Raw genomic sequence first — 14,526 nt, forward strand, 5'->3', positions numbered from 1 at the left:
AATTTTGGTATTATAGAAAATCGAAATATGGACTAAAAATGTGTCACATTGAATTTCACTAAATGCAAAAACTAAAAATAATTACATATGAAACTGTATCATCGATTACGGTTTATTCCGCTTTTTACAAGGCTTCCTGATTTTGGCTTTGGCGTCTGGCTGACCTCTGGTAAGGGAGCCTGAGTTTTAAAGAGATTGCCCGATACCATGAGCGTCAGTTTACAGAACATCCAGGATGCCGCCGAGCGCATCAGCGGCCATGTGGTTCACACGCCGTGCGCCTATTCGCAGAAGCTGAGCGCGATGACGCGTGCCCAACTGTGGATCAAGTTCGAAAACCAGCAATATACCTCGGCTTTCAAGGAGCGCGGGGCGCTCAACAAGCTGATGACCCTGTCCGAAGACGAGCGGGCGCGCGGCGTCTATGCGGCGTCGGCCGGTAACCACGCGCAGGGCATCGCCTATCACGCCACGCGTCTGGGCATTCCGGCGACCATCGTCATGCCTCACGGCACGCCCTTCGTGAAGGTACAGAAGACTCAGAGCTTCGGCGCCAAGGTCGTCATCGAAGGCGCCAATTACGACGAATCCTCGGCCTATGCGCAGAAGGTCTGCGAAGAGGCGGGCGCCGTCTATATTCACCCGTTCAACGACTACGACGTCATGGCCGGTCAGGGCACTGTGGCGCTTGAGATGCTGGAGGCCGTGCCGGACCTCGACGTGCTGCTGGTGCCGATCGGCGGCGGCGGGCTGGTCGCGGGCATGGCGGTTGCCGCGAAGGCGCTCAAGCCGTGGATCAAGGTCATCGGCGTTGAGGCATCGATGTACCCGTCGTTCGCCGCCAAGCGCCGGGGCCTGAATACCCCATCGGGCGGCTCGACCATCGCCGAAGGCATCGCCGTCAAGGAAGTCGGCAACCTCTCCTACGAAGTCGCCAATCCGCTGGTCGACGACGTGCTGGTCATCGACGAAGCCGATTTCGAACGCGCCATCGCCGCCTATGTCAACATCGAAAAGACCGTCGCCGAAGGCGCGGGCGCGGCGGGTCTGGCCGCCGTCATGCGCTACCCGGAGAAATTCGAGGGGCAAAAGGTCGGCCTGATCCTGTGTGGTGGCAATATCGACATGCGTTTGCTGGCCTCGGTGCTGCAACGCGAACTGGTGCGCGAAAAGCGTCTGGTCACCTATCGCATCCTCGGCGACGACCGTCCGGGGATGCTGACGCTTATGGCCGACGTGATCTCGCGCAAGGGCGGCAATATCGTCGATGTGGCGCACAACCGCCTCGTGCTGGACGTGCCTGCCAAGGGCGCGGAATTCGATATTCTCGTGGAAACGCAGGACGCGCGCCACGCCCATGAAATTTCCGAAGCGCTGCGGGCTACGGGCTACGCGCTGCGGATGGACTGACCCGGAGTTTATTGATGCTGAAATCCGTTCTTTTAGCCACTGCGCTTGTGTCCACCCTGTCTCTGACGGCGTGCGGGAAAAAGGAAGACCCGGCGATGATGGCTGCCAATCTGCAAGCCGGTCAGACCTTCCTCGATACCAAGGCCAAGGAACCGGGCGTGCAGAAGCTGCCCAAGGGCCTGATGTACAAGGTTCTGACGCCCGCGACCGATCCCAATGCGCCCAAGCCCTCGCCGCGCGATACGGTCAAGGTGCATTACGAAGGCAAGACGCTGGACGGCAATGTCTTCGATTCGAGCTTCGAGCGCGGCACACCGGCCGCCTTCACGCTGGATAACCTGGTCGAGGCGTGGAAAATCGCCATCCCCGAAATGAAAAAGGGCGAGACCTGGGAGCTCTATGTCCCGGCTCAACTGGGTTATGGCGAAGCGGGCTCAGGTCCTATCCCCCCGAACAGCGTGCTGGTGTTCAAGATCCAGTTGCTGGATATTGCGCCGTAAGATTTAAACCGGCTCAGCCAGAGCCGCCGCGCGGGCCGACATAAGTACCTCTCCGACGGCTTTCAGAGTGTCGGGCGCGGCGTCATTGGCGGTCGCGCAGGCGACTGTGCCGGTTTTGATATCGACCAGCACCTCGGCGTACCACATGGTGTTGGAGCCGTTGTGCCACAGGCTGCCGTCGGGCCGCACGACCCAGCCCAGCGCATAGTCGTCGCCGAAATGCGGGGTGTGCAGGGCTTGCCAGCTTTCGGCTTTCAGGAAGGTCGCGGGCTGATCGCGGTGCGCCCGGAGATAATTCAGCATCGATGCGATCGGCATATGGACGCGACCGGCAGGCCCTAAGGCCACCGGATTGTCGTTCGGCAGTTTCGCGCCGACCGGCATGGGTTTTCGGGTGTGACCCTGCACGGCGTGGCCGAGCGGCTGATCGACCTGACCCGGACGTCCCGGCGCGCCAAAACCCGCCGCTTCGATACCCAAAGGTGCGAAAACCTCCTGCTGGATCAGGGTTTCCCACGGCTTTCCGGTCAGTTTTTCCAGCATGGCCCCGGCGACAATATAGCCGTTATTGCTGTAGACATTCTGTTTGCCGGCCGGTCCGACGGGCTTTTGTTTCAACGCCGCCAGCGCCCACTTGTTTCGTTCGTCGCGCGGATCGGGCAGGGGGTCGCGGCTATAGAAGACCATGTTCATCAGGTCGATATTGGCCTGTAGCCCCGCGCGGTGGCTGAGCAAATGTAGCAACGTCGCCTGAGCATAGGGACCGGCGTCCTTAGCGCCGAAAACCTTGCCGACGGTGGTTTTCCAGTCGATGACGCCCGCCTCGACCATGCGCGCGCATAAGGTGGCAGTCATCGACTTGGTGATCGAGCCCCAGTGCCATTGGTCTACGGGCTGGGCGGCGATCTCGTCGTCGCTGGAGCGCGCGCCTTTGACGAACAGACCGGAAGAGATGCCCTTCGACCACCCTGCCCCCATGGCCGGGGTATAGGCGGCCATGCGTTTGTCGCTAAGCAATTCGGGTGTCAGCGGCGCGAAACTGGGCTCGGCGACCGGTTCCGGCGTCTCCCCACGATTCAGCCTGAGGGGTAACGGCGCGCCCTGAAAAAAGGTGCCGTCGATATGGGTGTCGTCGCTCAGCGTGCCTTCGAAGGTCGCCTTGATCGCCGCGAATTTCAGAATAATCGTCTTGCCGTCGATCGCCATTGACGTCGCAGGGATGCGGGCATTGCCCTGGCTGACGCTGAACAGGGTGGCGGTGGCCTCTTCGATGATCAGCCGCAGGACCAGCCGCGCCGCCCCCGCGATCAGGGTGCCTGACCAGGTACCGGTAAACGGTGACGCAGCAAAGACCGGCGTGGCGATAATACCGGCGGCGGCGATCAGCCCTTGCAAATGCCAGCGACGCGTCATCGTCATTTTTAATCCCCTCTCGAACAGCGCGACGACCATAGGGGCTGCGGCAAATCGCGGCTACTGAAATAAATTTAATGCGGAGACGCTGTCATGGGTCTAAAACAGCGGCATGGAAACGCGACACGACATTATCATCGTAGGGGCCGGTATGGCCGGCATGACCGTCGCTCTGGCGCTGGCCAAGGGCGGGCTGGACGTGGTGATGGTCGAGCGGATGCCCCTGAGCGCGCAGGTCGAGGCGACCTATGACGGGCGGGCCTCGGCCATCGCCTATTCGTGTTTCCGGCAATGGCAGGCGCTGGGCGTCGGTGCTGCGCTGGAGCCGCTCTCGTGCCGGATGAACGAGATCGTCGTCACCGACGCGCACCTGCCCGGCGCGGCGACGAAAAAGCCTTCGCCCTTTTTCCTGCATTTCGACGCGGCGGAGATTTCGGACCGGTCGGGCGATGAACCGCTCGGCTATATGATCGAGAACCGCCACACGCGCGCCGCCTTACATGAGGCCGTGGTCGCCGCCGGTATCCGTCTGATCACGCCCGCGAAAGTCGCCCATATCAAGGAGACGCCGGGGCAGGTCGTCTTGACGCTCGATACGGGCGAAGTACTGAGCGCCCCGCTGGTGGTCGCCGCCGAAGGGCGAAACTCGCCGCTGCGCGAACATGCGAAAATCAAGACCATCGGCTGGGACTATGGCCAGAGCGCCGTTGTGGCGACCGTCAAGATGGAGCATCCGCACAACCACGTCGCCTACGAATACTTCCTGTCGTCGGGGCCGTTCGCCATTCTTCCGCTGACGGATAATCGTGCCTGCCTCGTCTGGTCCGAGAGCCACGCCAAGGCGAAGGCGCTTTTGGAAGTTCGTCCCGAACTGTTCCATGCCCACCTGATGCAGCGCTTCGGCGAGTTTCTGGGGCAGGTCGAGCTGACCGGACCGAAGTTCATCTATCCGTTGTCGATGGCTTTGGCCGAAGACATGTATCGCGGGCGCATCGCGTTGCTGGGTGACGCGGCCCACGGCATCCACCCCATTGCCGGACAGGGCTTGAACCTCGGACTGAAAGACGCCGCGGCCCTGGCCGAGGTGGTCATCGAGGCGGCGCGTCTGGGCGAGGATATCGGTGCGGAAAGCGTGCTGGAACGCTACGCGCAATGGCGGCGGTTCGAAAACGTCTCGACCTCGATCATCATGGACGGCTTCGTCCACCTGTTTTCCAATAATAATCCGATTGTGCGGGTGGCGCGCGATGTCGGCATGGGCGTGGTCAATGCCATCGGTCCGGCACGCCGCTTTTTCATGGAAGACGCGGGCGGGGCAACGGGCGATTTGCCGAAATTACTCCGTGGGCAGATTATATAGGTAATTTATACCGGTCGAACCCTAACACGGCGAAAACTTAGGCGGTGTGTGAAAATCTGAACCTATCTGCAAAGGATTTCAGGAGACACCGGATGCCCGATAACTTTCAGAAGCAATTTCAAGCCCTTGATGATGATCTGCACCCCGAAGGCGACGCCACCCTGGTGGTGACGCCGGATGGCGACTCTGCCGATGATCTTGGCGGCGGCGATCTGGCCGATCTCGGCGCGGCGGTTATCCCCGGCACCGGGCTGTTCCCGGCTGAAGATCAGGCTAATGAACTGGACCTTCGTCACAGCCGTCTCGATGCCGATGAAAGCGCGACCGCACCCCGGCGTCTGCACACGCAGAACATTACGCCACCGTCCTTTATCCCGGCAAGCGAAGACGGCGAAGGCCGCAAGGAGGCCGCTCATGGTTAGAATCTGGACACAGAAATCACGCCCGAAAAAGGTCGATCAGAAAGACCTCGGCGAGCATCTCAAACAGCACAATGCCGGTGACGTGGTTGGTCCCGGTTCGGTCCCGCCGTTCGAGGACAGGCAGGACGAACTGGATATCCGTAAACCTTAGAGATTCATCGCGCACGCGATTCCAAAAACCGCTGCACACTTTTTGGCGTGCGCTTAGCTTTTCAACGGCTCGAAGCGGCGGGCCTGATCGACCAGCATGATCGGTACGCCCGAACGGATCGGGAAGGCCAGACCGGCGGAGGGGCTGATCAGCTCCTGCGCCGTTTTGTCGTAGGTCAGGGGGCGGCGCGTCACCGGACATACCAAGGCTTCGAGCAGACGCGGGTCGATTTCCGACGTATCGGGGACGGGCGAATCCGTGGTCGGGGCTTCGATTTCAATATCGGACATAGATAGCCCCTTAGCTGAACAGCAGAGATGAGAGTTTGCGGCGACCAGCCTTGGCGATGTCGGACATCGGCCCGACGGCGGCAAAGATTTTCAGCAGGAACGCCTTGGCGGCTTCGCCAGCACCCGCCGGATCGGCCTTGATGATGGTCATAAGTTCATCGATGGCGGCGGTCATTTCGCCCTGACCGGCCAGCCCGCGGGCCAGTTCGTGACGCGCTTCATGGTCAGCGGGATTCGCTTCCAGACGCGCAAAAAACGGCTCCAGATCGGTCGGCGCGTCTTCAGCCAGTTCCAATGCGGCGCGCAGACCCAGAATATCGGCGTCCTTGGTATCGGCAGGGACGGTGTCGAGAAATTGCTTGGCCTGTTCCGGCTGACCAACCTTGATATAGAGCCGCGCCACACCGGCAACGGCCTTGAGGTTCTGCGGGTCTTGTTCCAGTACGAAACTATAGGCCTCCATGGCGCTGGCCACATCGCCCTGACCGGCGGATTGTGCGGCCAGTTCCAGCGCATCTTCGATCGACGGCGCGGCATCGTCACCGGCCACGCCCAGCTTTTCGATAAAGGCGCGCAGCTCGGATTCAGGCTTGGCGCCCATGAAGCCGTCGACCGGGCGGCCATCGACGAAGGCGTAGACGGTGGGGATCGACTGCACGCGCAGCTGACCGGCGACCATCGGGTTCTTGTCGACATCGATCTTGACCAGCTTGACTTTGCCATTGGCCTCGGTGACGACCTTTTCCAGCGCCGGGCCCAATTGGCGACACGGGCCGCACCAGGTCGCCCAAAAATCGACGATAACCGGAGTGGTTTTCGAGGCTTCGATGACGTTGGCGACGAAATCGGCGTCGCTGCCGTCGATGATGTGCGGGCTGTTGGCCATGATATCCTGCCGTAAATTTGGTCTTTTAAGCTCTATATAGGATGGGGATAGCGCGCAATCTCTGCAAGGCGGTTTAGAGCACGTTCCGATCCAATCGGATCGGAACGTGCTCTAAATATTTTTTTGTCGCGCATTTGATTCCAAAAACCGTTATACACTTTTTGGAAACGTAGTTCGGCGCAGCCAATGCGCCCTTAGGTCGATTCCGGTGGTGGTTCGCCGGGGGCCTCGCCCAGAGGTTCCGGCTTGCTGAATGATTTGAGCGGCAATTCCGGCACCATAGCCGTCACGATCAGCCCCAGCAGACAGACGAGGAAGCCCGCGAACATCACGCCCTTGATGGCATCGGACACGGTGTCGCGCACTTCGGGCGGCACGTCGGCGTGGGCTGCGCCTTCGGATTGTCCGGCCAGCGCCATCTGCTCCAGCTCGGCCAGAGACAGGGTCTGGACCTGCGCGCTATCGGTCGTCGCTTTCGGCGTCATGACCATCAGGTTGTGCGTCAGAACCGCGCCGAACACCGCCACGCCGATGGTCGAGCCGATCTGACGGAAGAACTGCCCGGCGGAGGTGGCGACGCCCAGCTCGTGGCGCTCGACGGCGTTCTGAACCGCCAGATTGAACAGGCTCTGCGCCGGACCTAGGCCTATGCCGATGAGCAACACGCGCCAGACGACATCGATGACGTGCGTTTCGGCGGGCAGACGCGACAGCAGAAAGGCCCCCAGCGCCGTCAGGGCCGCACCACCGACCATGATCAGGCGGTACTTGCCTATCTTGTTAACGATCAGGCCGGAAATCGTCGCCGAGGCGATCAGTCCGACGGTCAGCGGCATCATCGACAAGCCGCTGGCCGTGGCGTTCATCCCCTGCGCCAGTTGCAGCAGCAGTGGCAGGAACGACACCAGACCCATGAAGGCCATGAAGATGATCAGCGACGCCAGATTGGCTGTGGCGAAGGTGCGATTTTTGAACAGCGACAGCGAGATGATCGGGTTAACGACGCGCGATTCGACGAACAGAAACGCCGCCAAAGCCAGAGCCGCCCCGACAAACAGGCCGATAACCAGCGGTGAGGACCACCCCGCCGTGCCACCCAAACTCAGGGCCAGCAAAAACGGCAGGAAGGTCGCCAGCAGCAACCCCGCGCCGATGAAGTCGATGCGCCCGCCGGTTCGGTGCAAGAGCTTGGGCGTCTTCACCAGAATCATGAACAGGGCCAGACCCGCCAGCGGCAGGTTGATGTAGAAGACCCAGCGCCAGCCCGCGACCGGCAGACCCAGAATGTTGGCGGTGCCCAGATCGGTGAAAAACCCGCCGACCAGCGGCCCCAGTACGCTGGCGATACCGAACGTCGCCCCGAACAGCCCGCCCAGCTTGGCGCGCTCGCGTGGCGGATAGATATCGGCGATCACGGCAAAGGCCGAGGTCATCAAAGCCGCGCCGCCCAGACCCTGAATGGCGCGAAACACGATCAGTTGTACCATGCCGCCGCCGAGGATAGGCAAGGTGCCGAACTCACCCGCCAGACCGCACAGGCCGGAACCGATCATGAAAATGACGATGCCTATGACCAGAATGGGCTTGCGGCCATAGATGTCCGACAGCTTGCCATAGATCGGCACCATGACCGTCGAAGCCAGCAGATAGGCCGTCGTCACCCAGGCATAGAGGTCGAGGCCCGACAACTGCGCGACGATCTTGGGCATGGCGGTCGAGACGATGGTCTGATCCAGCGCCGACAGCAGGAAGACGATCATCAGCGCGATCAGGGTGATGCGGCGCTCGGCGGCGGTAAAGTCCTGTTGGGCGGTATCCATGTGAGGCTCTGCGTGGTTTGGTCGCGCATTACCACGGGACGCGTCAGGAGACGATAGGTTTTTATGAGGGTTTAACCGTGGATGTCTTACCCGGACGGATGGTCAGCAGCATGATCTGCGGCGCGGCCCCGAACCGCACGGGCAGACCGGATTCGCCCAAGCCCCGCGTGACGATCAGCAGACGCTCGCCTTTCGACGTCCACCCGTCGGCGGTATCTTCTGTATGGCGCGTGATGCGCACCGGTGCGCCGATCAGCGGAAAGCGCACCTGACCGGCGTGGCTGTGGCCCGATAACTGAAGCGGCATGTGGTTCGAGTCCCAGTCGAACAGACCGGGATTGTGAGCCAGCGCAATCGTCGCTGCGCCCTTCGGCACATGGGCAGACGCCAATTGGAAGTCCGGATTTTGCGTCTGGCCGTCTTCAATGCCGACGATCCACACATCGCCATTGGCGCGCGGAATTTTCACGGCGCGGTTTTCGAGAAACTGGATGCGGGTCTTTGACAATATCTCCCGTACCCGGTCGCAGTCCCACCAGCAATCGTGATTGCCCATTACCGCATAGACGCCCAGCGGTGCGCCGAAATCGCCCAGCGCGGCAAGACCCTCTTCGTGCAATTCGTTATCGTGCGCGGAACGCAGCGCTCGCGCGGCCTTGGGTGGACCGGCTTGCAGACCATGCCCGCCGACATAGTCACCGGCGAGCAGGATGACATCGGGATTGAGCGCCCTGACCCGTTCGGCGATCCTGCGAATGCGGTCCGGAGGCATATGGACGCCATCGACGTGAACATCCGAAATCAGCACGACGCGCAGCGGTGCGGTATCGGCGGGCCAGCCGGACGTCGTCACCTCGAATTCGGACACGACGAGGCTACGCGGCTCGAACCAGAAGGCGATTGCGGCCAATATTGCACCGGTCAGCCCGATCGCGGCCAGAATCCAGCGTCGTTTTCCTTTCAGGCGCATCAGCATGGCGTCCCCCTCATAGACCCGAACATAACAGACAAAATTGCGCATAAGCGGGTGGAATATTTTTCACAAGACGCAAAAATTTCCGAAAAAGCCGCTGTTTGCAGGATGACAATTCGCGCCCGATGCGTCATATGAGCGATCCGGCTTTTGCCGTCTCATTCACCCCGTACCTCGTCAGGTCGTTCACTCAGGTGCTGTCATGCGCGATTTTTATCGTATTCGTCGTCTCCCTCCGTATGTCTTCGAAGAAGTCAACAAGGTGAAGGCACGTCTGCGCGCGGCAGGCACCGACGTCATCGACTTCGGCATGGGCAATCCGGACATGGATACGGCCCCGCACATCGTCGACAAGCTGGTCGAGACGGTCAAGAAGCCCAAGACCCACGGCTATTCGGTCTCGAAGGGCGTTCAGGGTCTGCGCAAGGCCATGGCCGGATATTACGACCGCCGTTATGGCGTGAAGCTTAACCCTGATACCGAGGTCGTCGCGACACTGGGCTCCAAGGAAGGGTTCGCCAACCTGGCGATGGCGATCACCGCACCCGGCGATACGGTCATCTGCCCCAATCCGGCCTATCCGATCCATGCTTTCGGCTTCCTGATGGCGGGCGGGGTGATCCGTCACGTCCCCGCCCTGTCGCCGGAGCAGTATCTGTCGGGCATCGAGCGCGCGGTGAAGCATTCCGTGCCGACGCCGTCGGTGCTGATCGTCTCCTATCCGTCGAACCCGACGGCGCAGTGGGTCGATCTCGACTTCTACAAGGAAGTCATCCGCATCGCCGAAAAGCACGACCTGATCGTGCTGTCGGATATCGCCTATTCGGAAATCTATTTCGACAACAACCCGCCGCCGTCGATCCTTCAGGTCGAAGGCGCGATCAAGCGTTCGGTCGAGATCAATTCCCTGTCGAAGACCTATGCCATGGCCGGGTGGCGTGTCGGCATGGTCGTCGGCAATGCCGAGATCTGCGCCGCTCTGGCGCGGGTGAAGTCCTATCTCGATTATGGCGGTTTTACCCCCATGCAGGTGGCGGCTGCCGCGGCGCTCAACGGGCCGCAGGACAATGTCGAGGAAATCCGCAACATCTACAAGTCGCGCCGTGACGTGCTGATCGACTCGATGAAGCGCGCGGGCTGGGATATCCCGCCGCCGCCGGCCTCGATGTTCGCCTGGGCCGAGATACCGGACAAGTTCAAGCATCTGGGCTCGATCGAATTTGCCAAGCTGCTGATCGAAGAAGCCCACGTCGCGGTGGCGCCGGGTCTGGGCTTCGGCGAATACGGCGAAGGCTTCGTGCGTATCGGCCTTGTTGAAAACGAACACCGTATCCGGCAGGCGGCACGCAACATCAAAAAGCTGCTCCAGCCGGACAACAAGACGATCCGCGCGGCGGAATAGGTTTTCACGATTTTGTCCCTAAGCCCTTGTCGTTATTGACTTAACGGCAAGGGTTGGCGACTCGATCTTGTGACAAATAGGAAACAAAAATCTGCGACCGGTAGTGCGTGATCACGTAAGTTGAGGTTTTTAGGAGAGTCTTATTTGACTCCGACACCCTTTTAGGGTTTCATTAAAGAATTGTGCGCCGCACATATTTTAAGGCGCAGCTAAATACTTGTTTTTTAACGTCGATTTTGAAAAAAGGATGAGGCCGTGATTAGTTTGCAGTTCGACATTGCCACCGCGTCCGAACAAGATGCCTTCTTCGGCGCTTTTTTCAAATTCGTGGAAGCCGCGTCGTTGCAGGACGCCGATTCGATTTCAATTCATTCGGATACCCAAGGCATGCAGATGGTCAAGGTCGTCAATTTCGAAGACGAACGTCTGGCCGATCAGTTTCAATCCTACTGGTCGCAACGCCGCAAGTGGCTGGGGCTTTAATCGCACCGCGAACTCGGATAATGAGCCCCTATGATCGGCATTCGGGCGCTCCCTTTGAAATATCGACTGCCGTTGATCCACGGTGGACTTGAAGCGATTGCGCTGACGCGTATACCTGCGTGGCCGAAGCGCGACGATTTACGTGCCGGATCGCTTCTGGTGTCGGGTTTTTTCAACGAAAGTCTGGGGATCGGACGCGCAGGCCGCATGACGGCCGACGCGCTGGAAGCGGCGGGTTATGCAGTCGAGCGGCACGATATCCGCCCGGCGTTCAAACATATCCTCGATCAGAAGGCCGTGCTGCCGGGCGACAATAGTGGCGTCTGGTTGATCCATGCCAATGCGCCGGAAGTGCTGGTGGCCTTGATGGCGCATGATCCGTTGCAGTGGTCGCAGCGTTACCGGATCGGGTACTGGGCGTGGGAAACGCCGAAAGCGCCCGCGCAGTGGGTGCGCATGGCGAAATGGCTGCACGAAATCTGGGTGCCGAGCACCTTCGTCAGGGATGCGTTGATCGTTGCGTTTGAAGCGAATGGACAGACCGGTCTGTCCGAACGTGTGCGCGTCATGCCGCACCCCTTGCTGACGCTCGCGACGTCCGATCGCGCGCGGTTTGGTCTGCGCGAGGATCGTTGCGAGGCGTTGAGCCTGTTCGATGTGAAATCATCCCCGGCCCGCAAGAATCCGTGGGCCGCTATCGAGGCCTGGCTGGCGGCGTTTCCGGAGCCGACAGGTAAGGCGGCCTTGACGCTAAAGGTGTCGGGCATGGACGCCGCCACCGAAACGCGCCTGAACAGTCTGATTGGGGGCCGCGACGATATTCGCCTGTTCACCGAACGCCTGAGCGACGCCGATATGGACCGTTTTACGGTTTCGTTCGACGTGCTTCTATCGCTGCACCGTTCGGAAGGCTTCGGCCTCGCTTTGCTGGAGGCTATGGCAGCGGGCGTGGCGGTGATCGCCACCGACTGGTCGGGCAATACGGATTTTCTGAAAAGCGACAACGGTTATCCGGTGCCCTATGAGCTGATTCCGCTCGATGATCCGGACGGTCCCTACAGCGCGGTGAAGCGCGAGCGGGCGCAATACTGGGCCGAGCCCGACATTCAGACAGCCGCGCATATGCTGAGGGAAATTGTTTACGATCCGGGTATCCATGTCGACAAGGCGCGAGTGGCGCGTCTCACCCCTGCTGTACTCAACAGAGCCTGGTCGGCCGATGCACTGGAAGTCATGCCATTTAACCAGTGGCTTTTGCAAAATCCCTGACGACGAGCGGATTTTAATTGTCTGAGGATTTACAGGGCGAGAAAGCCTCGGCTAAGATCAGGCAATAAGAGGAAATCCCAAGAGGAAACCATGCCTATCCTGACCCCCCGTCTGTCTGGCAGCGTAGCGTGCCTGTGGCTGGCTTGTGCCGCTATGGCCAGCGCTCAAGCGCCGGCACCGGCTCCGGCCAAACCCAAGTGGCCGATGAGCACCTATCTGTTCACCTCGTTTCAGGGCAGCGGCGATGGCCTGCACCTGTCGGTCAGCGATGACGGCAAGGCGTGGACCGATATGGGCAAGGTGTTCCTGAAACCCACCGTCGGCAGCAAGCTGATGCGCGACCCGCACATACTGCGCGGACCGGACGGCGTGTTCCGCATGGTGTGGACGACGGGATGGAAGGACAAGGGGATCGGCTATTCGGCTTCGACCGATCTGGTCCATTGGTCCGAGCAAAAATACCTGCCGTTTCTGGAAGGCGTAAAGGGCACGAACAATGCCTGGGCCCCTGAGACGGTCTATGATGAGGTCGGCAAGCAGTACATCATCACCTGGTCGTCGGATATCGACGGGCGTTTCCCCAAGACCAAATCGACCGAGCGGATGAACAACTACACCTATTTCGTGACGACGAAAGACTTCGTGACCTTCAGCGCGCCCAAGGTGTTGATCGATCCCGGTTTCGATCATATCGATACGACGATTGTGAAAGACGGCAAGCGCTACATCGCTGTCTTCAAGGAAGGCGACAAACAGAAGACCAAAGAGTGGGGCGCGGTGCGCTGGGCGACCGCCGATAAGATAACCGGTCCCTACACCCTGATGCCGACGCCGCTGGTGTCGGGGCAGCGCGCCGAAGGGCCGACTTTGGTTAAGGTGGGCACGAAGACCCGCCTCTATGTCGATTACTATGCCGACAAACGTTATGGCGTCTATGAAACCACCGACTGGACAACGTGGACGGATGTGTCATACGACGTCGCCGTGGCCAAGGGTCAACGTCATGGCACGGTGCTCAGCGCCCCGGCTTGGCTGGTGAAAAATCTGGAAACCGCTACACCTTCGACGGAGGCTATGACGCCGGTCCCTGCGCCGCCGCCGGTGCTGGAAGGCTATACCGCCGACCCGTCGATCCGTGTGTTCGGCGATACCTATTATATTTATCCGACGTCGGACAAACCCAATTGGCAGACCACGGACTTTTCTGTCTGGTCGTCGAAAAATCTGGTCGACTGGAAAAACCAGGGCATGATCCTCGATGTCGCTCACGGCCTGACGTGGGCGAAGATTCAGGCCTGGGCCCCGGATGTCATCGAGCGTAACGGCACCTATTACATGTATTTCTGCGCCGAAGGAAATATCGGCGTGGCGACGTCCAAATCGCCGAAAGGTCCGTTCAAGGATGCCTTGGGCAAGCCGTTGCTGGCCAAGGGCACCGGCATACAGACCAACACGATCGACCCCTATCCCTTCATCGACGACGACGGTCAGGCCTATCTCTATTACGGCAACGGCAAACTGGGCAACGTGGTCAAACAGAAAGCTGACATGATCACGGTTGACGGGCCGGTGCATACCATAGAGCTAAAAGATCACCGCGAAGCGCCGGTGGTCTTCAAACGCGGCGGCAAGTACTATTTCATGTGGTCGATCGACGATGCGCGCAGCCCGGACTATCGCGTCGGCTGGGGCGTGGCCGACTCGCCGCTGGGGCCGGTGACGACGCCGACTGAGGGCTTCATCGTTCTGCAAAAACATGGTGTCGCTGTCGGTACGGCGCACCACAGCGTCGTCAATGTCCCCGGCACCGACCGCTGGTACGTCGCCTATCACCGCCATGCCCTGCCGGAAGGCGGCGGTTATCAGCGCCAGACCGTGCTGGCGAAGATGGAATTTACGCCCGAAGGGGCCATCAAACCGATGGACCCGCTGGCAGCGCCGTTCAAACCCGGCGATGTCGGTGAGCCGATCAAAAAGGGCAAGGGGCGTCCGTAGGACTCCCACCCTTGACTCTTATGACCAAAACCGTCATAGGGACGCGATATTCAGGCCGAAACGCCTTTCACAGACAAACCCTCTCAGGTTACGACCCCGGCATATGACCGGACGGGAACCGGAGGATCCCCGATGACGCGGAGCGTTCTCGG

Annotated in this window: 14 protein-coding genes; 9 read left to right on the forward strand and 5 right to left on the reverse strand. The window is 60.2% G+C overall.

Annotated features, from left to right (window positions below; genetic code table 11):
- The first annotated feature begins 207 nt into the window (after positions 1-207).
- The gene (locus AEYBE204_RS22175; protein WP_023460559.1) at positions 208-1,410 is read left to right on the forward strand and encodes a threonine ammonia-lyase; all 1,203 of its coding nucleotides are present in this window, start codon (positions 208-210) and stop codon (positions 1,408-1,410) included.
- Positions 1,411-1,424: 14 nt separating this feature from the next.
- Positions 1,425-1,910: an FKBP-type peptidyl-prolyl cis-trans isomerase gene (locus AEYBE204_RS22180; protein ID WP_023460560.1), complete on the forward strand. Its 486-nt coding sequence runs from the start codon at positions 1,425-1,427 to the stop codon at positions 1,908-1,910.
- Positions 1,911-1,913: 3 nt separating this feature from the next.
- Here the strand turns inward: AEYBE204_RS22180 and AEYBE204_RS22185 are convergent, their stop codons facing one another.
- On the reverse strand, positions 1,914-3,329 hold the full coding sequence (locus tag AEYBE204_RS22185) for a serine hydrolase (protein ID WP_023460561.1): 1,416 nt from the start codon (positions 3,327-3,329) through the stop codon (positions 1,914-1,916).
- Positions 3,330-3,435: 106 nt separating this feature from the next.
- On the opposite strand from AEYBE204_RS22185, the gene AEYBE204_RS22190 reads away from it, so the two are divergent.
- From AEYBE204_RS22190 to AEYBE204_RS40190, 3 genes are all read left to right on the forward strand, one after another.
- The gene (locus AEYBE204_RS22190) at positions 3,436-4,683 is read left to right on the forward strand and encodes a UbiH/UbiF/VisC/COQ6 family ubiquinone biosynthesis hydroxylase (protein ID WP_023460562.1); all 1,248 of its coding nucleotides are present in this window, start codon (positions 3,436-3,438) and stop codon (positions 4,681-4,683) included.
- A 92-nt stretch (positions 4,684-4,775) separates the two neighbouring features.
- The gene (locus tag AEYBE204_RS22195) at positions 4,776-5,105 is read left to right on the forward strand and encodes a hypothetical protein (RefSeq protein ID WP_023460563.1); all 330 of its coding nucleotides are present in this window, start codon (positions 4,776-4,778) and stop codon (positions 5,103-5,105) included.
- Positions 5,098-5,256 carry a hypothetical protein gene (locus AEYBE204_RS40190; RefSeq protein ID WP_023460564.1) on the forward strand — a complete coding sequence of 53 codons (159 nt, stop codon included), beginning with the start codon at positions 5,098-5,100 and terminating at the stop codon, positions 5,254-5,256. The genes AEYBE204_RS22195 and AEYBE204_RS40190 overlap by 8 nt, the downstream gene beginning before the upstream one ends.
- 53 nt (positions 5,257-5,309) lie before the next feature.
- Here AEYBE204_RS40190 and AEYBE204_RS22200 read toward each other — a convergent pair whose 3' ends face one another.
- The 4 genes from AEYBE204_RS22200 to AEYBE204_RS22215 all read right to left on the reverse strand — a co-directional run bounded on the left by AEYBE204_RS22200 (position 5,310) and on the right by AEYBE204_RS22215 (position 9,228).
- Positions 5,310-5,546, reverse strand: a complete 237-nt coding sequence (locus AEYBE204_RS22200; RefSeq protein WP_023460565.1) for a Trm112 family protein — start codon at positions 5,544-5,546, stop codon at positions 5,310-5,312.
- A gap of 10 nt (positions 5,547-5,556) precedes the next feature.
- Positions 5,557-6,432 (reverse strand): thioredoxin, encoded by an 876-nt coding sequence (gene trxA, locus AEYBE204_RS22205; protein WP_023460566.1) that lies wholly within the window; start codon positions 6,430-6,432, stop codon positions 5,557-5,559.
- Between the two features lie 194 nt (positions 6,433-6,626).
- Positions 6,627-8,252 (reverse strand): MDR family MFS transporter, encoded by a 1,626-nt coding sequence (locus AEYBE204_RS22210; RefSeq protein ID WP_023460567.1) that lies wholly within the window; start codon positions 8,250-8,252, stop codon positions 6,627-6,629.
- Between the two features lie 61 nt (positions 8,253-8,313).
- The gene (locus AEYBE204_RS22215; RefSeq protein ID WP_023460568.1) at positions 8,314-9,228 is read right to left on the reverse strand and encodes a metallophosphoesterase; all 915 of its coding nucleotides are present in this window, start codon (positions 9,226-9,228) and stop codon (positions 8,314-8,316) included.
- A gap of 199 nt (positions 9,229-9,427) precedes the next feature.
- Here AEYBE204_RS22215 and AEYBE204_RS22220 point away from each other — a divergent pair, with 199 nt between their 5' ends.
- The 4 genes from AEYBE204_RS22220 to AEYBE204_RS22235 all read left to right on the forward strand — a co-directional run bounded on the left by AEYBE204_RS22220 (position 9,428) and on the right by AEYBE204_RS22235 (position 14,374).
- Positions 9,428-10,627: an LL-diaminopimelate aminotransferase gene (locus tag AEYBE204_RS22220; protein WP_023460569.1), complete on the forward strand. Its 1,200-nt coding sequence runs from the start codon at positions 9,428-9,430 to the stop codon at positions 10,625-10,627.
- A gap of 255 nt (positions 10,628-10,882) precedes the next feature.
- The gene (locus AEYBE204_RS22225; RefSeq protein WP_023460570.1) at positions 10,883-11,110 is read left to right on the forward strand and encodes a hypothetical protein; all 228 of its coding nucleotides are present in this window, start codon (positions 10,883-10,885) and stop codon (positions 11,108-11,110) included.
- Between the two features lie 54 nt (positions 11,111-11,164).
- On the forward strand, positions 11,165-12,379 hold the full coding sequence (locus AEYBE204_RS22230) for a glycosyltransferase (protein ID WP_235068030.1): 1,215 nt from the start codon (positions 11,165-11,167) through the stop codon (positions 12,377-12,379).
- Between the two features lie 90 nt (positions 12,380-12,469).
- Positions 12,470-14,374 (forward strand): family 43 glycosylhydrolase, encoded by a 1,905-nt coding sequence (locus tag AEYBE204_RS22235; RefSeq protein WP_052019211.1) that lies wholly within the window; start codon positions 12,470-12,472, stop codon positions 14,372-14,374.
- The last annotated feature ends 152 nt before the right edge of the window (positions 14,375-14,526 follow it).

This window comes from Asticcacaulis sp. YBE204, assembly GCF_000495855.1.
GTDB lineage: Bacteria > Pseudomonadota > Alphaproteobacteria > Caulobacterales > Caulobacteraceae > Asticcacaulis.